This window comes from Acidovorax sp. GW835-FHT14G06, assembly GCF_058793595.1.
The window spans coordinates 324,381-342,406 of the sequence record NZ_JBXAGA010000006.1; the positions used below are offsets into that span (position 1 = coordinate 324,381).

18 protein-coding genes and 1 pseudogene are annotated in these 18,026 nt (G+C 66.8%); 8 read left to right on the plus strand and 11 right to left on the minus strand.

The genetic code is table 11. The annotated features are described in order from the left end of the window. Positions 1 to 115: 115 nt before the first annotated feature. Together AC1Q64_RS13045 and pdxR are read right to left on the minus strand one after the other, a co-directional pair. The gene (locus AC1Q64_RS13045; protein ID WP_492251606.1) at positions 116 to 694 is read right to left on the minus strand and encodes a gamma carbonic anhydrase family protein; all 579 of its coding nucleotides are present in this window, start codon (positions 692 to 694) and stop codon (positions 116 to 118) included. A 102-nt stretch (positions 695 to 796) separates the two neighbouring features. Further along, on the minus strand, positions 797 to 2,266 hold the full coding sequence (gene pdxR / locus AC1Q64_RS13050) for a MocR-like pyridoxine biosynthesis transcription factor PdxR (RefSeq protein WP_492251607.1): 1,470 nt from the start codon (positions 2,264 to 2,266) through the stop codon (positions 797 to 799). Between the two features lie 108 nt (positions 2,267 to 2,374). Between pdxR and AC1Q64_RS13055 the strand changes: the two genes are divergently transcribed. Together AC1Q64_RS13055 and AC1Q64_RS13060 are read left to right on the plus strand one after the other, a co-directional pair. Next, positions 2,375 to 2,854 carry an OsmC family protein gene (locus AC1Q64_RS13055; RefSeq protein WP_492251608.1) on the plus strand — a complete coding sequence of 160 codons (480 nt, stop codon included), beginning with the start codon at positions 2,375 to 2,377 and terminating at the stop codon, positions 2,852 to 2,854. A 1-nt stretch (position 2,855) separates the two neighbouring features. Further along, the gene (locus AC1Q64_RS13060) at positions 2,856 to 3,491 is read left to right on the plus strand and encodes an FMN-binding negative transcriptional regulator (protein ID WP_291437990.1); all 636 of its coding nucleotides are present in this window, start codon (positions 2,856 to 2,858) and stop codon (positions 3,489 to 3,491) included. Positions 3,492 to 3,599: 108 nt separating this feature from the next. Here the strand turns inward: AC1Q64_RS13060 and AC1Q64_RS13065 are convergent, their stop codons facing one another. The 3 genes from AC1Q64_RS13065 to AC1Q64_RS13075 all read right to left on the minus strand — a co-directional run bounded on the left by AC1Q64_RS13065 (position 3,600) and on the right by AC1Q64_RS13075 (position 5,594). Next, positions 3,600 to 5,003: a homoserine dehydrogenase gene (locus AC1Q64_RS13065; RefSeq protein ID WP_492251609.1), complete on the minus strand. Its 1,404-nt coding sequence runs from the start codon at positions 5,001 to 5,003 to the stop codon at positions 3,600 to 3,602. 126 nt (positions 5,004 to 5,129) lie between these two features. Beyond that, a complete protein-coding gene (locus AC1Q64_RS13070) occupies positions 5,130 to 5,279 on the minus strand; it encodes a hypothetical protein (RefSeq protein WP_156358827.1) in 150 nt (49 codons plus the stop codon). Positions 5,280 to 5,348: 69 nt separating this feature from the next. Then, positions 5,349 to 5,594 (minus strand): ATP-binding protein, encoded by a 246-nt coding sequence (locus AC1Q64_RS13075; protein ID WP_291437993.1) that lies wholly within the window; start codon positions 5,592 to 5,594, stop codon positions 5,349 to 5,351. A 70-nt stretch (positions 5,595 to 5,664) separates the two neighbouring features. On the opposite strand from AC1Q64_RS13075, the gene AC1Q64_RS13080 reads away from it, so the two are divergent. After that, complete coding sequence (locus AC1Q64_RS13080; RefSeq protein ID WP_492251610.1) at positions 5,665 to 5,967, plus strand: acylphosphatase; 303 nt, start codon at positions 5,665 to 5,667, stop codon at positions 5,965 to 5,967. 11 nt (positions 5,968 to 5,978) lie between these two features. Here the strand turns inward: AC1Q64_RS13080 and AC1Q64_RS13085 are convergent, their stop codons facing one another. The 3 genes from AC1Q64_RS13085 to AC1Q64_RS13095 all read right to left on the minus strand — a co-directional run bounded on the left by AC1Q64_RS13085 (position 5,979) and on the right by AC1Q64_RS13095 (position 8,918). Then, positions 5,979 to 6,779: a DUF72 domain-containing protein gene (locus tag AC1Q64_RS13085; RefSeq protein WP_492251611.1), complete on the minus strand. Its 801-nt coding sequence runs from the start codon at positions 6,777 to 6,779 to the stop codon at positions 5,979 to 5,981. Positions 6,780 to 6,840: 61 nt separating this feature from the next. Beyond that, positions 6,841 to 8,160, minus strand: a complete 1,320-nt coding sequence (locus AC1Q64_RS13090; RefSeq protein ID WP_492251612.1) for an ATP-binding protein — start codon at positions 8,158 to 8,160, stop codon at positions 6,841 to 6,843. Next, the gene (locus AC1Q64_RS13095; RefSeq protein ID WP_492251613.1) at positions 8,157 to 8,918 is read right to left on the minus strand and encodes a response regulator; all 762 of its coding nucleotides are present in this window, start codon (positions 8,916 to 8,918) and stop codon (positions 8,157 to 8,159) included. The genes AC1Q64_RS13090 and AC1Q64_RS13095 overlap by 4 nt, the downstream gene beginning before the upstream one ends. Positions 8,919 to 9,097: 179 nt before the next feature. Between AC1Q64_RS13095 and AC1Q64_RS13100 the strand changes: the two genes are divergently transcribed. From AC1Q64_RS13100 to AC1Q64_RS13120, 5 genes and pseudogenes are all read left to right on the plus strand, one after another. Then, on the plus strand, positions 9,098 to 9,610 hold the full coding sequence (locus AC1Q64_RS13100; RefSeq protein ID WP_056056836.1) for a DUF2147 domain-containing protein: 513 nt from the start codon (positions 9,098 to 9,100) through the stop codon (positions 9,608 to 9,610). Then, positions 9,607 to 10,329: a cytochrome c biogenesis CcdA family protein gene (locus tag AC1Q64_RS13105; RefSeq protein ID WP_492251614.1), complete on the plus strand. Its 723-nt coding sequence runs from the start codon at positions 9,607 to 9,609 to the stop codon at positions 10,327 to 10,329. Before AC1Q64_RS13100 ends, AC1Q64_RS13105 begins: the two co-directional genes overlap by 4 nt. A gap of 36 nt (positions 10,330 to 10,365) precedes the next feature. Then, the gene (locus AC1Q64_RS13110; protein WP_492251615.1) at positions 10,366 to 10,938 is read left to right on the plus strand and encodes a thioredoxin family protein; all 573 of its coding nucleotides are present in this window, start codon (positions 10,366 to 10,368) and stop codon (positions 10,936 to 10,938) included. A gap of 71 nt (positions 10,939 to 11,009) precedes the next feature. Next, positions 11,010 to 12,332, plus strand: a complete 1,323-nt coding sequence (locus AC1Q64_RS13115; protein WP_492251616.1) for a serine hydrolase domain-containing protein — start codon at positions 11,010 to 11,012, stop codon at positions 12,330 to 12,332. 47 nt (positions 12,333 to 12,379) lie between these two features. Continuing rightward, positions 12,380 to 14,019 (plus strand): annotated as a pseudogene (locus AC1Q64_RS13120) (AMP-binding protein). A 70-nt stretch (positions 14,020 to 14,089) separates the two neighbouring features. Here the strand turns inward: AC1Q64_RS13120 and AC1Q64_RS13125 are convergent. The 3 genes from AC1Q64_RS13125 to gyrB are packed head-to-tail and all read right to left on the minus strand — an operon-like array spanning position 14,090 to position 18,021. After that, complete coding sequence (locus tag AC1Q64_RS13125; RefSeq protein WP_015011832.1) at positions 14,090 to 14,503, minus strand: YkgJ family cysteine cluster protein; 414 nt, start codon at positions 14,501 to 14,503, stop codon at positions 14,090 to 14,092. Between the two features lie 36 nt (positions 14,504 to 14,539). Then, on the minus strand, positions 14,540 to 15,373 hold the full coding sequence (locus AC1Q64_RS13130; RefSeq protein WP_492251617.1) for a protein NO VEIN domain-containing protein: 834 nt from the start codon (positions 15,371 to 15,373) through the stop codon (positions 14,540 to 14,542). Positions 15,374 to 15,402: 29 nt separating this feature from the next. Next, complete coding sequence (gene gyrB / locus AC1Q64_RS13135) at positions 15,403 to 18,021, minus strand: DNA topoisomerase (ATP-hydrolyzing) subunit B (RefSeq protein WP_492251618.1); 2,619 nt, start codon at positions 18,019 to 18,021, stop codon at positions 15,403 to 15,405. Positions 18,022 to 18,026 lie beyond the last annotated feature (5 nt).

Consider the following 18,026-nt stretch of genomic DNA (forward strand, 5'->3'; position numbering starts at 1 on the left):
GAGCACGCGCAGCGGTGGGGCGGGAGGGGCGACGGCAGACATGGTGGGGAAAAGCAATGGGGCGATGCGGTGCCGCCGCAGGGGTCGTGGAACCCCCGATTATCCCGGCCCGGCTTTATCCCTGGTGGGCTGGGGGCGCAGGGTGCACCTCAGCCGCACCGGGTGTGCCCGCCAGATAGTTGTTCTTCACCCGCACATAGTGCTCGGCGGAGTACTTGAGGTATGCGATATCGGCCTCGGTCAGCGCGCGCTGGCGCACCGCAGGGCGTCCGATGTACAGGTACCCGCTCTCCAGCACCTTGCCGGGTGAGACCAGGCTGCCCGCGCCCAGCATCACACGGTCTTCGATGATGGCGTCATCCATCACGATGGAGCCCATGCCGATGAGGCATTCGTTGCCGATGCGGCAGCCGTGCAGGATCACCGAGTGGCCCACGGTGACGTAGTCGCCGATGACCAGCGGGGATCCCTCGGGCTTGGCCGCGTTGCGGTGCGAGACATGGCCCATGGTCAAGTCTTGCACATTGCTGCAGCGGCCCACGGTGATGCGGTTCACATCGCCACGCAGCACGGCGTTGCACCACACCGAGCTGTCGTCGCCGAGGGTGACGTCACCGATGACTTGTGCGCTGGCGTGGACGAAAACGTTGGCGCCCAGCGTAGGGGCGGTATCGAGGTAGGGGGCGAGGGGCATGGTGCAAACGCAGCGAAGGCAAAACCCTGGAGCGTAGTGCAAATGGGGTGGGCCCTCAGCCCGCATGGGGCGACATGGACTGCGGTGGGGCGCCCTCGGTAGTCACAGCCTGCGTGCCAGCACCCCCACCACCCGCGCCGCCGTTCGAATCTCTGTCTCGTCATACCCTGCATACCCCAGCAGCCACCCCCTGCGCGCTGACTGCATGGCATAGCGCGACAGTGGCGCCAGCATGACACCCGCAGCCAGTGCCTGGCGGCTCAGGGCTTCGTCGTCGGTGCCGGGTGCCACCTCGTGCAACAGGTGCATGCCCCGGTCACTGGGTTGCAGTTGCCACGCCCCACCGCTCGCATCGGCCAGCGCACCGATCAGCACCCGCTGGCGCGCCTGGTACAGCTCGCGCATCTGTCGCAGATGCCGCAGCAGATGGCCTTCGGCAATGAAGCGCGCCAGCACCGCCTGCGTATCTCCCGGCGCGTGCCGGTCGGTGATGGCGCGGGCCATGGCAAAGGCTTCCACCAGTGCGGGCGGCACCACCACAAAACCCAGGCGCAGGCCGGGGTGCAGCGTCTTGCTGAAGGTGCCCACGTACAGCACCCGCTCCGAGCCCGGCAGGCTGCACAGGGCGGGCACGCGCTGGGCCTTGCCATCGTTCTTGCCGTACTGGAACTCGCCGTCGTAATCGTCCTCGACCACCCAGGCGTCGTGCGTGCGCGCCCACTGGAGCAGCGCCTGCCTTCGCGCCAGGCCCATGCACACGCCGGTGGGGAACTGGTGCGTGGGTGTGACGACGGCCATGCGCGCGTTCGGCCATTGCGCCGCAGCGGTGTCGATGTGCAGGCCGTCTCCATCCATGTCCACCGGCCGCGCCAGCGCGCCGTGGCCCAGCAGGCTGGCGCGGATGCCGGGGTAGCCGGGGTCTTCCACCAGCACCTCGTCGCCCACGTCCAGCAGCAGCCGCGCAATCAGGTCAATGCCCTGCTGCGAGCCCGAGCACACCACCACCTGCGCCGCATCGCAGCGGATGCCGCGCGAAGCCCACAGCCATTGAGCCACGGCCTGGCGCAGGTCGGGGTCGCCGGCCGGGTCCAGGTACTGCGCGCGTGCGCTGCGCTGACCGGGGCGGGCCTGGCGCGCGAGGCGGTCCCACAGCGCAAACGGAAAGGTGTCCACCTCGGGCGCGCCAATGCGGAACGCGCGTGCCGCCACATGCGGCGGGCGCCAGCGGGCAGCCGTCTCGGCAATGAGCTGCCCGCGCTGCGACAGGCCGCGCGGCGGTGCCACCAGCCCTTGTGTGGGCGGTGCGGCTGCGGCCTGCGAGACATAGGTGCCGTCACCCACACGCGCTTCCACATACCCTTCGGCCTGCAGGCGCTGCACGGCCCACAGCACGGTGTTGCGCGACACGCCCAGGCTGGCCGCATGCTCGCGCGATGGCGGCAGGCGGGTGCCCGCCGGCAGCCGGCCCTGTTCGATGGCGTTGCGCAGCTGCTCGTACACCTGCTGGCGCAACTGGCCCAGGCGCCCGTCCCGGGAGGCGGTGGTTTGGGAATTGGCTCCGGCAACTGGCATGAATTGGCCCTTTGGATGTGGCGATGCAGTCATAAACTGAAGAACCATTGTAGAAATCCCGGGCTTGTGCTTCCTACGAGGCCCGGCCACCGCAAGAAAGACCCACCCATGGCCGAGTACACCGCCACCATCACCTGGTCCCGTGGCAACGACGACTTTCTGGACAAGCGCTACCACCGTGCCCACACCTGGCAGTTCGATGGTGGCGCCACCGTGGCCGCGTCGTCGTCGCCCCATGTGGTGCCGCTGCCGTACTCCGATGCGGCGGCGGTGGACCCGGAAGAAGCCTATGTCGCAGCCTTGTCGAGCTGCCACATGCTGTGGTTCATGGACTTCGCCAGCCGCGCGGGCTTTCGGCTCAACCGCTACACCGACGCGGCCGTGGGCACCATGGCCAAAAACGCGCAGGGGCAGCTTGTCGTCACCCACGTGCAGTTGCGCCCCGTCACGCGCTTTGATGCGGCCCACGCGCCCAGTGCCGCACAGCTCGACGATCTGCACCACCGCGCCCATGCGTCCTGCTTCCTGGCCAACTCGGTCAAGACGCAGATCGACTGCGCGCCGGTGCTCGAAGTGGAAGGGGGTTGACATGGCCAACGCCAACCGGCAGTTTCAGGTGACGGACCCGGCCGTGCTGCATGCGCTGGTGCGCACGCAGCCCCTCGCCACACTGGTTATCGCCCATGAGGGAGCGCTGCACGCCAATCACATCCCGCTGTACCTGGACCCAACGCGCGGCCCGCAGGGCACACTGATCGGCCACGTGGCCCGCGCCAACGCGCTGTGGTCGCTGCTGCCCCAGCAGGCGGTGGCGGTGTTCCATGGCCCGCAGGCCTATGTGTCGCCCTCGTGGTATCCGTCCAAGGCCATCGATGGCAAGCAGGTGCCCACCTGGAACTACGCCACCGTACATGCCCACGGCGCACTGAGCGCGTTCGACGACCCGGTGCGCCTGCGCGCCATCCTGCACACCTTGAGTGAGCAGCACGAGGCCCACCGCCCGGACCCCTGGCGCATCGACGATGCACCGCCCGACTACATCGACAAAATGCTGCGCGCCATCGTGGGCATCGAGCTGGCGGTGGAGCGCTGGGAGGGCGTCTGGAAGGTGAGCCAGAACCGCACCGACACCGACCGTGCCGGCGTGGTGCAGGGCCTGATGGCGGAGGGCACCAGCGCTGCCGAGGACATGGCGGCGCTGGTGCTGGGCAAGTTGATGGGGTGATGCAGCGGGCGGTGAATATCAAATTTGATAGCAACCAGGGCATGGTGCACTAGCGCTACCGCCCGGTTTGACCCTCAAACCCCGCGCGGACCCGTTTTCAGCCCACTTTCACCCTTCCAGCATCTCCACCCGCAGTGCCACCACCGGGCCGGCCACCCCAGGGTGTGCCGCCAGCGCAAACACGGCCAGGTCCACCGTGGATTGCGCCACGGCGTCGGTCAGCACCAGCACCTGGGGGCCGGTGCCTGGGGGCAAGGCCTTGTCGTGCGCCAGTGCCACCTGCAGCACCGGCACGTGCTGCGCAGCCAGCCAGGCGCCCACGGCCTCGATCTGCTGCGCGCTGTGCACCGGCACCCGCAGGTAGTGGCGTGTGTGCACGGCCGCACGGGGCAGCACCGCCAGTTGCTCGTCCACCGCGTGGGGGTGGAAGCCCAGGTGCGGCACGCGCTGGCCCGCGTGGGTGCCATCGAGCCGCGCCACATCCACCAGGTCCGCAATCACGGCCGATGCCGTTGGCTCCGACCCCGCGCCTGCGCCGTAGTACATCGTCACGCCCGAGGCATCGCCCTTGACCATCACGGCGTTCATCGACCCGTTCACATGCGCCAGCAAATGTGTGGCGGGCACCAGCGCGGGCTGAACGCGCAGCTCTACCCCCTCCACGTTGCCTTCCGCGTCACCGTCCTTGCGCCGCTTGGCCACGCCCAGCAGCTTGATGCGAAAGCCCAGTTGCTCGGCGCAGGCCACGTCCAGGCCCTGCAGTGCGGTGATGCCCTCCACCTGCGCATCGGCAAAACGCACCGGCATGCCAAACGCATTGGCCGCCAGCAGCGAGATCTTGTGGGCGGCGTCGATGCCTTCGATGTCAAACGTCGGGTCGGCCTCGGCGTAGCCCAGCGCCTGGGCCTGCGCCAGCGCCTCGGCAAAGCCCACGCCTTCGTCGCGCATCTTGCTCAGGATGAAGTTGGTGGTGCCGTTGATGACGCCCGCCACCCACTCAACGCGGTTGGCCGTCAGGCCCTCGCGCAGCGCCTTCACGATGGGGATGCTCACCGCCACCGCACCCTCATAGGCCACAGCCACGCCGTGTTGGCGTGCCGCGGCAAAGATCTCGTTGCCATGCACGGCCAGCAAGGCCTTGTTGGCCGTGACCACATGTTTACCCGCGCGGATGGCTGCCATCACCCATTCGCGCGCGGGGCCGGTGCCGCCAGCGGCCTCCACCAGCACATCCACGTCGGGGTGGGTGGCGACCTGCATGGGGTCGTTGGTCAGCGCCACGTCCTTGCCCACCACGCTCATGGCGCGGGCCAGGCTGCGGGCGCAGACCACCACCAGCTTGATGCCCCGGCCCGCACGGCCCGCAATCAGCGCCTGGTTGCGCGCCAGCACGCGAAAGGTGCCTGCGCCCACGGTGCCAATGCCGATCATGCCCACGCGCAGGGGGCGCATGGCCGTGGCGGACGATGGCAACAAAGGGGCTTCGAGGGACGGGACGGGGTCGCGGACCATGGACTTCTCCGGCTAACAAACAAACAAACAAAAAAACCCAGCTGCCAGAGCTGGGTTTCGTGCATTCGTCTTGGGGGAGAAGAGAGCGATCACCAGGTGGCTGCCGAAACGGCCACCTGCGCGTGCTCAGGTGGCCGCGGTGGTAATGGTGGTAATCATTCGTGCACCCAGTGCCCGCTGCTCACCATTGGCCCGCGTGAGTGCGGGCGGCATCATGCCCATGCCTTGGAAGGCAGCGGCGCGTGCGGTGGTGATGGGGAGGGAGGTGAACGACATGGAAGGCGCAGTGTACCGGATGCGGGCCGGGGCCCGTCAACCCACTGCTGCGCCTGTGGCGCAATGGCCTCACGGGGCCTTGGTGGCTGCCACGCGCACCATGCGGATCGCATCGAACGGGCAGCGCACCGCACACAGCGCGCACCCGGTGCAGCCGGGCGCATCGTGCAGGGTGGAGCACTTGGGCCCCCAGGGCCCCGTGCCCAACACCTGCAGCGACAGCACATGCGGCGGGCACACCGCAATGCACCAGCCGCAGCCGGTGCAGCGCTGGGGGTCGATGGTGGGCAGGGCCTTGGGGGTGGTGGTGGTCATGTGGTGCGGTGGTGCTGGCAGTGTGCCCCTGGAGCGGGCTCCTCACAAGGAGCGCGCTACAGTGCCCCCCATGAATGCAGAACACCACTCCACCATCACCCGCCATCTGTTGATCACCGGCCATGTGCAGGGCGTGGGCTACCGCTGGTCCATGGTGCAGGCCGCCAATCGGCTGGGCGTGACGGGCTGGGTGCGCAACCGCCAGGATGGCCGCGTGGAGGCCTGCGCATGGGGCACAGAGCATGCCGTGCTGGCCCTCATCGACTGGGCGCAGCAGGGGCCTGTGCATGCGGGGGTGGAGCGTGTGGTGGTGGGCAATGTGCCTGATGGGGGCGAGGCCCCGCAGGGGTTTGTGCAGCGAGAGACGCTGTAGCTGCTCCGCTGCTATGTGCGTAGGCCCAGTTGCCTCAGCAACTCCATCGCCCCCGCAGGCGCCCGCTCCTTCGCCCCGTTGATGAAGTACACGAACACATCGCGCGGCTGTTCGCCGCCCGTCCAGGTGCGCACGCCATCGGCCCACTGTGCAATCGCCTCGGGCGTGTAGCCGGTGGGCACATCGGCCTGACTGAGCATCAGCCGCAGGTAGGCAAAATCGGCCTCTGCATCTGCGATGGCGGGAAATTTCTCGGAGTCCGTGTAGACCGGCACGCAGTCGTATTGGCGGGCCAGTGCCACGAACTCTGGCGTGGCAAAACTCGGGTGGCGCACATCCAGCGCGTGGCGCAGGCGCAGGCCGTCCACCTGTTGTGGCAGCAGGGCCAGAAAGGCCTCGAAGTCCCGTGGCTCAAACACCTTGGTCGGCATGAATTGCCACACGATGGGCCCGAGCTTGTCCTTCAGCTCCGAGATGCCACTGTCGACAAACCGCGCGATCGAATCACCGGCCTCCGCCAGCACACGGCGGTTGGTCGCAAAGCGGTTGGCCTTGAGCGAGAACACGAAGCCTTCGGGCGTTTCATCACGCCACTTGGCAAAGGTGGGAGGTTGGAAGGTGCTGTAGTAGGTGCCGTTGACCTCGATCGCCGTGAGCTGCCGGCTGGCGTATTGCAGCTCCTTGCTGTGCGCCAGCCCTGCGGGGTAGAAGCTGCCGCGCCAGGGCTCGAAGGTCCAGCCGCCGATGCCGACGCGGATGCGTGGGTTGCTGGCGCTGATCTCGCTCTGCGGGGTGCTGACAGGTGTGTCCACGGCGTTGCCCTTTTGAGAGTCCACGGAGCGGCCACTGTAGCAGTGGCGATTGCGCACATGCCTATGCTGGGAGTACCTCTGGCAGCTCCACCCGCGCTTCCAGCCCCTGCGCGCCATCCACTCGTGGCCCCAGCACCAGCCGCCCGCCCAGGGCCTTGGCCAGCTCGCTGGCAATGGCCAGGCCCAGACCGGTGCCACCGGTGCCCCGGTTGCGCGAATCTTCCAGCCGCACATAGGGCTGCAGCACGGCGGCGAGGTCCGCCGGGGGGATGCCGGGCCCGTGATCGATGACACGCACCAGGCACTGGCCTGGCCTTTCTGCCTCCAACGTCAGCTCAGCGGCGCCTGCAAACTTGAGCGCGTTGTCCACCAGGTTGCACAGCAGGCGGCGCAGGGCCTGGGGGCGGGTGTCGCAGGTCACATCCACTGCCTGCAGCACTTGTACCGGCAGGCCGGCATCGGCGTAGTCGCGCGCAATGCTCTCCACCAGCGCGCGCAGGTCCACGCGCTGCGGGGGCTCGCGCACGGCCTGCGATGAGCGCGCGTAGGCAATGCCCTCTTCCACCAGCGACTGCATTTCGGCCAGGTCGGCGTGCAGTTTGTCGCGCAGCGTGGTGTCGTCCAGCAGATCCGCGCGCAGGCGCAGCCGGGTGATGGGTGTTTGCAGGTCGTGCGAGACGGCGGCCAGGATTTGCATGCGTTCCTGAAGATGCGCCTGGATGCGCTGCTGCATATGGTTGAAGGCAACGGCGGCGCGCACCACTTCGCGCGGGCCGTCTTCAGCCAGCGGTATGGTGGGGCGGTCGGCGCCCAGCGCATCGGCCGCATCGGCCAGCGTGCTCAGGGGCCGCGTGGCTGCACGCACGGCCCAAGCGCACAGGCCCACCAGCAGCGCCAGCTGCAGTGCCAGCGCGCCCAGCACCCAGTGCGATATCTGCAGCCGGGGCTCGTCCATGTCCACGGCCAGGGGAGTACCGTCGGCCAGGCGCAGTTGCAGCCGCAGCTCGATGCCCGGCACATGGGGGTCGATCACCTGCACCGGGCGGTCAGTGGGCAGTGTGGCCGCCACAGCGCTGGCAACGAGGCGGGCCAGCTGGGACGGGTCGGCAGGTGCGTCCAGGGGTTCGGCCAGTGCAAAGCGGTAGTTGCGGCGCGCCAGCCGGTCCACCCACTGCGCGCGCTCGGTGGCAGGCAGGCGTTCCAGCATGGCGACCGAGCTGGCCACGTCGCTGGCGAAATACGACACCATGGCCCGCCGCATGGTCATGCTGCGCTCGGTGAACGCCAGCACAAACGTCAGCGCATGCGCCAACGCCAGGCCCAGTGCCATCACCAGCAGGATGCGTCCGAACAGTGAGCGCGGCCACCAGCGCGACGTCATTGCGCAGCTCCTGCGGCGGCTGCCGCAGTTTGCACATCGGCGCAGAACACATAGCCTTCGTTGCGCACGGTCTTGATGTAGCGCGAGCCGCGCGCGCCATCGCCCAGCCGCTGGCGCACACGGCTCACCAGCAGGTCGATGGAGCGGTCGAACACATCGGCATCGCGCCCCTGTGTGAGCTGCAGCAGCTGGTCGCGTGTGAGGATGCGCTGCGGGTGGTCCAGCAGCACACGCAGCAGGCGGTATTCGGCGCCCGACAGCGCCACCACTGCGCCCGTGGCATCGAGCAGGTGGCGTGCGGTGGTGTCCAGCCGCCAGTCCCCAAACGTGAGGTGGCGCGCGGGCTCGGCCTTGGCCAGGTTGGGCGGCAGCATGCGCGTGCGCCGCAGCACCGCGTGGATGCGTGCCAGCAGCTCGCGCGCGGCGAAGGGTTTGGTCAGGTAGTCGTCCGCACCCAGCTCCAGGCCCAGGATGCGGTCCGCCTCGTCGCTGCGCGCGGTGAGCATGACGATGGGCAGCGGCGGCGCGCCCGGGCTGCGCAGCTCGCGGCACAGTGCGATGCCGTCGGTGCCCGGCAGCATCAGGTCCAGCACCAGCAGGTCGATGCGCTGCGTGGCCAGTACCTCGCGCATTTGCCGCCCGTCGGCGGCCACACTCACCTGCAGGCCCTGGCGCTGCAGGTACTCGGCAGCCAGTTCGCGGATGCCGGCGTCGTCATCGACGATCAGGATGTGGTCGGGAGCGGGCGTCGTCGTCATGGCGGCCATTGTCCGGGCTTTGGTGGTGCAGCGGTACGGGCTGGGTGGGCAGATATGTATCTCAACTTGTCTGCCCGGTGCATCGACAAGCGCGCATACCAAAAGCCCCTGGCCAGACAAATCGCCGATACCTGCGCTGGCTTCAATGAGGTCTTCCTGAACTTCACGAGGACCTTGCCATGAAACCATCCATCGCCGTGACCGCCCTGCTGACCCTGGGCCTGGCGCAGGCAGTCAGCGCGCAAGAGGCTGCGGCAGCGCCGCCAGCCGCTGTGGCACCAGCGCCGGGCACCGCTCACCCCAAAGCCCCCCTGGGCCGCTGGATCACCGAGAGCGGCAATCTGGAAGTGAACATCGCTCCTTGCAATCCCGCTGGCGGCAACGCCCTGTGTGGCAAGGTGGTGCGCGTGCTGGCCAACCGCTCCATGAGCGCGCCGGGCGCCGACATGGCGGCGGCCGACGCGCGGCCTGCGCTGGGCATGACCCTGCTGTCGGGCCTGCGCCCGGCGGAGGGCGGCAGCAGCGAGTACCAGGGCGAAATCTACAACCGCGAGAACGCCAAGACGTACCGCGTCAACCTGACGCCGGCCGAGCCGGAACAACTGCTGGTGCACGCGTACGTGGGCATTCCGCTGTTCGGAAAAACCCAGGTGTGGCGCCGTCCGGCGGCCGAGCAGGGGAGCGGGCAATGACCATGGCCACCACCTCGCCATGGCTGGCCGTGGCTGCCGGCATGCTCACGGTAGGGGCGCCCTGCGTGTTGCCCATGCTGCCAGTGGTGCTAGGGGCCTCGGTGAGCGGCGCCGACTCAGCGCAGCGCACACGCCCACTGTTCATTGCCCTGGGCTTTGCGCTGTCGTTCGCGGCGGTGGCACTGCTGTTCAGCAGCTTCACGCAGGTGCTGGGTGTGTCTCAGGAAGGCCTGCGCCGGTTTGCCGCTGTGATGCTGCTGGTGTTTGGCGTGCTCACGGTGTGGCCCCGGCCGTTCCAGTGGCTCAGCCAACATGCAGGCGGCGTGCTCAACCGCATGGCTAGCCTGGGCATGGGCAGCGGGGGCGGCAACTGGGGCGGACTGCTGCTCGGCCTGAGCCTGGGCGCGGTCTGGACACCCTGCGCCGGGCCGGTGCTCGCCTCCATCCTCACCCTCATCGCTACCGAGCCACCGGGGGTGGGCATCGCCGTACTGCTGCTCGCGTATTCCACCGGCGCCGCGCTGCCCATGCTGGCCATTGCCTACGGCGGCCAGGCTGCGGCCACCCATGTGAGCCGCATTGCGCGCCACGCGCACCGCGTGCAGCAGGTGTTTGGCGTGGTGGTCATCACTGTCGCGCTGGCCATGCTGTGGGAGGTGGATGGGCAGATCACCGTCTGGCTTACGCAGTTTTATCCCTCGGGCTGGGGCGGCCTGTAAGGGGCGACACCCCACCGATTGCAAGGAGCTTTCACCATGACATTGCACCCCTCTTCCCTGCGCTTTTCCGAGCGCCGCGCTTTCCTGGCGTCGATGGCCGCTGCACTGGCGGCCCCGGGCTTGGCGTATGCAGCGGGCACCGCCAGCCCCGCCGCAGCGCTGCCCGACTTGGGCGCTGCGCCCGAGTTCACCGGCATCGAGCGCTGGCTCAACTCCGAACCGCTGAGCCTGGCGCAGTTGCGCGGCCGCGTGGTGCTGGTGGACTTCTGGACGTACGCCTGCATCAACTGCATCCGCACCCTGCCCCATGTGAACCGCTGGGCCGAGCAGTACACGCCCCAAGGGCTCACCGTGGTGGGTGTGCACACGCCAGAGTTTCCGTTTGAGCGCCCGACCGCCAACGTAGAAGCCGCCATGCGCCGCCATGGCGTGAAGCACCCCGTGGCACAGGACAACCGCTACGGCACCTGGAAGGCCTACGGCAACCAGTACTGGCCCGCCACCTACCTCATCGATGCGCAAGGCCGCATTCGCTACAAGCACTTTGGCGAAGGCGAATACGAGCGCACCGAAGGCGTGATCCGCACGCTGCTGGCCGCGCGGGGCTGATCGGCCCGGCCGAATCCGTTTCCTTTTTTTGTTCTTCCCGTTCCACGTTTCTTGACCGAGGCCTTCTCACCATGCACTCTTTTCATCGCCACCTCACCCCTTCCTTCACCGCCGTCGCCTTGGCCTGCACCCTGCTGGGGGCCGCGCCTGACAGCCAGGCCCAGGCTCCGCAGCTGCCGCCGCCGGACGCCACCAACCCTGTGACCCTGCAGCTGATGCAGGGCTTCCCACCGGCGCCTGACAAGGTGGTGCGCCTGGCCAACATCCTCAAGTACCCCAACGTGCGCTGGGCCGCGCAGCACCTGCGCGAACTGGGGCCCACGGCCACCATCTGGCGCGGTGCAGCCGCGCCCAGCGCACTGCCCGCAGCGCCGCGTGCCTTGCCCGACACGCTGGCGTTTGCCGACGACAAGGGCGCGCCCACCACGCTGGCCGACTGGCAGAAGGCCACCTACACCGACGCCATGCTGGTGCTGCACCGGGGCCGTGTGGTGTATGAGCGTTATCACATCGGCATGCAGCCGCAGCAGCCACATGTGCTGTGGTCCATGAGCAAATCGCTGGTGGGGCTGCTGGTGACCGAACTCATCCAGGAAGGCGCCATCGACCCCAGTGCGCGCATCGTGCGTTACCTGCCTGAGCTGGCCAACAGCGCCTGGGCCGATGCCACCGTGCAGCAGACCCTGGACATGACCACCGGCGTCAAATACGCCGAAGACTTTGCGGACCCCACCTCCGGTGTCTTTCAGTACCTGGCCGCTGCGGGCCTGCAGCCTGCGCGCCCCGGCAGCAACGGGGCCAAGAGCATGGCCGAACACCTGCCCACCGTGCAGAAGGACGGTGAGCACGGCACCGCGTTTGCCTACAAGTCGGTGGACACGGAAGTGCTGGGCTGGCTGCTGCAGCGCGTGACTGGCAAGAGCTACGCCACGCTGCTGTCCGAGCGCATCTGGTCCAAGCTGGGCACGCAGGAGGACGCGTATGTGTTTGCAGATGCCAACGGCGGCCAGTCCACCAGCGTGGGCGTGAACGCCACTTTGCGTGACCTGGGCCGTCTGGGCGAGATGCTGCGATCCAACGGCCGCTTCAACGGCCAACAGATCGTCTCGCCCGCCACCATTGCCGAGCTGCGCAAAGGGGCCGACCCCGCCCAGTTCAGCAAGGCCCCCGGCACGGCCATGCGCGCGGGCTACTCGTACCACAACCAGTGGTGGATACCCCACGATGCCGATGGCACCTTTGAAGCCAAGGGCCTGATGGGCCAACACATCCACATCAACCCGGCGGCCGAGCTGGTGGTGGTGAAGTTCTCCACGCACCCCGTGCCCAACACCGCCTTCACCCACGCGCTGGACCGGCAAGCCTTTGCCGCACTGGCCAAGGCCGTGCGCTGAGCCTGCCCGCACGTTGCTGCTCCCCCCCCCACGAGGACCGATTCACCATGTCCCCCCAACCCTGGCTGGCCAGCTATGGCGCCATCCCTGCCCACATCGATCCCGACAGCCATCCCAGCATCGTGCACCTGCTGTGTGCCGCCATGCAGCGGTATGCGCACCGGCCCGCATTCACCTGCCTGGGCCAGACGCTGACCTATGCACATGTGGACCAGCAATCCCGCGCGTTTGCGGCCTACCTGCAAAACGTGCTGCGCGTGCGCAAGGGCGACCGCATCGCCGTGATGTGCCCGAACCTGATGGCGTTTCCCATCGCCATGCTCGGCATTGCGCGCGCGGGCTGTGTGCAGGTGAACGTGAATCCGCTGTACACCCCGCGGGAGCTGGAGCACCAGCTACAGGACGCAGGAGCGAGGGTGATGGTGATCTATGCAGGGTCTACTGCGACCCTGGCTGCCATCCAAGACCGGGTGGAACTGCACAGCATCATCACCGTGGCGCCCGGCGACGGCACCGCAGCCGACCTGCCTGGGCCGCCCGTGGATGCCCACCTGCACACCACCACCTCGTTTGCGCGCGCCCTGGCCGAGGGCGCCACCCTGCCTTTTGCGCCACCTGTGCTGGAGGGGGGCGACCTGCTGTTCCTGCAGTACACCGGGGGAACTACCGGCCTGTCGAAGGGCGCCATGCTCACGCACCGCAACCTGGTGGCCAACGTGGAGCAGTTCAAGGCCTTCGTGCCCGATGCCCTGCGCCCCGCACAGGAGGTCGTCGTCACGGCCATTCCGCTGTATCACATCTTCGCGCTCATGGTGAACCTGATCAGCTACTTTGCGGTGGGTGCGCGCAACTGGCTGGTGCCCAACCCGCGTGACCTGGACGGGTTGATCGACGTGCTGAACGCCGCGCGCCCCAGCGTTTTCATGGGGGTCAACACGCTGTACGCCGGGCTGGCGGCGCACCCCGGCACGCAGGGCGTGGACTTCTCCAACCTGCGGCTGGCGGGCGGCGGTGGTGCCGCCATCCTGCCCTCGGTCTCCGCCCGCTGGCAGGCCATCACCGGCCAGTTCATCCGCGAAGGCTACGGCCTGAGCGAGACCAGCCTGTGGTGGCCTTCAACCCCGCATCGGTCACTGCTTTCAGCGGCAGTACTGGCCTGCCCCTGCCTTCCACCGACGTGCTGTTGCTGGACGACCAGGGCCACCCCGCGCCCCTGGGCCAGCCCGGCGAGGTCTGCGTGAAAGGCCCCCAGGTCATGGGCGGCTACTGGCAGCAGCCCGAGGCCAACGCAGCCGCCTTCACCCCCGACGGCTACTTCCGCACCGGCGACATCGGCCAGCTGGACGAGAGCGGCTTCCTCAAGATCGTGGACCGCAAGAAGGACATGGTCATCGTCTCAGGCTTCAACGTCTTTCCCAACGAAGTCGAAGCCGTGGCCACCGCCTGCCCCGGCGTACTGGAATGCGCCTGCATCGGCGTGCCGGACGACAAAACGGGCGAGGCGCTGCGGCTGTATGTGGTGCGCGTGGCGGGCACTGCGCCACCGGTGGATGCAGACCACATCGCAGCCCATTGCCGCGCAGCGCTCACCGCCTACAAGGTGCCCCGGCAGATCGTGTTTGTAGAGGCCCTGCCCAAGTCCAGCGTTGGCAAGATCCTGCGCCGCGAGCTGCGCGACATGGCGTGAGTGTGCGGGGTGGCGGTTTCAGAAGACGGCGGGCTTGCGCAGACATGGCGCGCAGACGCCTCTGCGCTTTTCAGCCCCGTCGCTGCAGATCCCGCGCCCCGTAAGCGCAGTAACCCGGCTTGGGGCTCTTCTTCTGCGGGTGCAGGCGGCAGGTCTCGGGCCGCTTGTCATACACCGTACACAGCCGCGTCTTGGGGTCGAGAAAATTGCAGTCCCCACTCGCCCGCCGCGCCATCGTGAAGATCGCGTTCTTGTGGTTGAAGTGGTCGATCAGCCGCGCCTTTTGCAGCCGCTTGGCAATGTGGCGGATTTCCTCATGCTCGGCCTCGAACGGGTCCACCAGTTCAAGCCGCACCAGGTCCGAGAGCTGCACTTCCAGCGGCATGGTGCAGCAGTTGGCCGCGCAGGTGTCGCACAGGCCTGCGCGGTAGCGGGTCCAGGTGTCCAGGCGGTCTACGTCGACGATGGCGATGGGGGAGCGCATGGGGGTGAAGGCAGAAGGCAACGACTTGCGGTAGAGCTAAGAAAAGCTAGCTCGATATGTGACAGGGGCCAGGTCACAGTGCTGATCCAGTGCGCCACTCAAAGAGAACAACTTGGGAGTCTGTCGAAACTCAAACAGCCGACACAGCGTGAAGTCAGGACCTGCGTCTCTGGAGAAATGCAATTCGTTCTTGGATACGAAAAACGGTGTGTCTTTGCCAAACGCCGTAGTTTTCACTTCGATGAATCGCTCGCGACCATTCGTATCGAAAGACAGGATGTCGTAGCCAAGGCCATCCCCCTTTGTTTGCGAAACATGCTCCACACGTTCAGCCAGATCGAGCTTGCCGATATGAGCCAGTCTCCATTGCTCGTAACGAAAAACGAACTCTTCACCGGCATGACCTAACGAGCGATTGCGAGACTCGATCGCAAGGTAGTCACGCTTGATGGGTAGATTGCCGTAGCCTGGGCTTGATTCGCCGACACGGTGGCGCTTTTGCGGTGCTTCGGTTTCAACTTTCGAGAAATCCACAATTTCATGGGATATCGCAGGCTGGTGCACCGCCGCAAGTGCAAGTGAATCTAGTGCGGAGAAACGGTCAACTTGCAACTCCACTACTTCGCGCAGTAGACGTTGGTAGTTAGCCCGTGGTTGATATCCGCGCAGGTAGGGGCAGCCCAGATGGATGAGCACTGCGCTGATGTTGCAGTGCTTGAATTCGACAGAACCTGCGGATCGACCATTGAGCTTTTCTAGCAAGGCGCGACGGTGTGCCGCCTTGCTATAGGTCTGACCAGCCAGTTCAAGACTGAGCATCCTGAGGTAGTCGGCAACAACTGCTTCTACCTCGGCCTGAGACCAGTCCATGGTCGGTTCAACCGATTCGGCTGACTGTGTCAAACGTCGATATTCCCCGCCCGCAGCGCATTCGTCTCAATGAAGTCTCGGCGCGGCTCGACCTCATCGCCCATCAGCATCGTGAACACGCGGTCCGCCTCAATCGCGTCGTCGATCTGCACGCGCAGCAGGCGGCGCACGTTCGGGTCCATCGTCGTTTCCCAAAGCTGCTCTGGGTTCATTTCGCCCAGGCCCTTGTAGCGCTGGCGACTGGTGGTGCGTTCGGCTTCGGCAATCAGCCACTTCATGGCCTGGCGGAAGTCGCTGACCTTTTCTTCCTTTTGCTTCTCACCCTCGCCGCGCATCGCTTTGGCGCCTTCGGCCAGCAGGCCGCGGAAGGTTTCGGCGGCTTCGGCCAGGGCGGCGTAGTCGGCGCCGTGCACAAAGTCTTGCGTGATGACGCTGCTCTTGATGTTGCCGTGGTGGCGGCGGCTGATGCGCAGCAGGGGCTTGTCGGTGCGGGCGTCGAATTCGCCGGCCACTTCGGCGGGGGCGCCGGTGGTGTTCAGTTCGCGCAGCTTGGCTTGCAGGGCCACGGCGCTGGCTTCGGCTTCGGCCACGGTGTCCAGCTTCAGGCTCACGCCATCGGCAATGGCGCGCAGGGCTTCGGCGTCCATGAAGTTGCCCAGGCGGGCGATCACGCTTTCAGCGATCTGGTGCTTGCGCGCCAGTTCGGCCAGGGTCTCGCCCGTCAGGGTTTGCGGGTTGGCGCCGCCGGTGGTCACGCTGGCGTGGTTCAGCGCAATGCGCAGCAGGAAGCCGTCGAGCGCGGGGGCGTCCTTCAGGTACAGCTCTTCCTTGCCGGCCTTGACCTTGTACAGCGGCGGCTGCGCGATGTAGATGTGGCCGCGCTCCACCAGTTCGGGCATCTGGCGGTAGAAGAAGGTGAGCAGCAGGGTGCGGATGTGGGCGCCGTCCACGTCGGCGTCGGTCATGATGATGATGCGGTGGTAGCGCAGCTTGGCGACATCAAAGTCGTCGCCGCCGGTGGTGCCGCCGGCCTTGCCGATGCCGGTGCCCAGGGCCGTGATCAGCGTGAGGATTTCGTTGCTGGTCAGCAGCTTTTCGTAGCGGGCTTTTTCCACGTTCAGGATCTTGCCGCGCAGGGGCAGGATGGCCTGGAACTTGCGGTCGCGGCCCTGCTTGGCAGAGCCGCCGGCGGAGTCACCCTCCACGATGTAGATCTCGCACAGGGCGGGGTCTTTTTCCTGGCAGTCGGCCAGCTTGCCGGGCAGGCCCATGCCGTCCAGCACGCCCTTGCGGCGGGTCATTTCGCGGGCCTTGCGGGCGGCTTCGCGGGCTCGGGCGGCCTCCACGATCTTGCCGCAGATGATCTTGGCGTCGTTGGGCTTTTCTTGCAGGTAGTCGGTGAGCAGCTTGCCCACGATGTCTTCCACGGGGGCGCGCACTTCGCTCGACACCAGCTTGTCCTTGGTCTGGCTGCTGAACTTGGGCTCGGGCACCTTCACGCTGAGCACGCAGCACAGGCCTTCGCGCATGTCGTCGCCGGTGACTTCGACCTTGGCCTTCTTGGCCAGCTCGTTTTCTTCGATGTACTTGTTGATGACGCGGGTCATCGCGGCGCGCAGGCCGGTCAGGTGGGTGCCGCCGTCACGCTGGGGGATGTTGTTGGTAAAGCACAGCACCTGTTCGGTGTATGCGCTGTTCCACTGCATGGCCACTTCCACGCCGATGTGCGTGCCGGGGATGCCGCCATACGTTTCGGCTGGGCGCTCGCCTGCGGCGTAGAAGGACGTGGGGTGCAGTACCGTCTTGCCCTTGTTGATGAACTCGACGAAGCCGCGCACGCCACCGGCGCCCGAGAAGTCATCTTCCTTGCCGCTGCGCTCGTCCTTGAGCCGAATGCGCACGCCGTTGTTCAGGAAGGAGAGTTCGCGCAGGCGCTTGGCCAGGATCTCGTAGTGGAAGTCGTTGTTTTCTTTGAATATCTCTGTGTCGGGCAAAAAGTGCACTTCGGTGCCGCGCTTTTCGGTCTCGCCGGTCACCTTCATGGGGCTGACCTCAAAGCCGTCCACGGTCGACAGCAGGCGGTCTTGCACAAAGCCGCGTGCAAATTCGATCTGGTGCACCTTGCCTTCGCGGCGCACGGTCAGGCGCAGCCATTTGCTCAATGCGTTCACGCAGCTCACGCCCACGCCGTGCAGGCCGCCCGAGACCTTGTAGCTGTTCTGGTTGAACTTGCCGCCTGCGTGCAGTTCGGTCAGGGCGATTTCGGCAGCACTTCGCTTGGGCTCGTGCTTGTCGTCCATCTTCACGCCGGTGGGAATGCCGCGGCCGTTGTCGGTCACGCTGATGGAGTTGTCGGTGTGGATGGTGACGACGATGTCGTCGCAATGGCCGGCCAGGGCTTCGTCGATGGAGTTGTCGACCACCTCAAATACCAGGTGGTGCAGGCCGGTGCCGTCGCTGGTGTCGCCGATGTACATGCCGGGGCGCTTGCGCACGGCCTCCAGGCCTTCGAGGATGGTGATGGCGCCTTCGCCATAGCTTTCGCTGGCGCCGGCCTGGTTGGTGTCGATCTTGGCAACGGTGGGCTCCACATGGCCGGAGACGCCGGAGGATTCGGGCTCGGAGGGAATGTTGTTGTCAACGGTCATGGTGG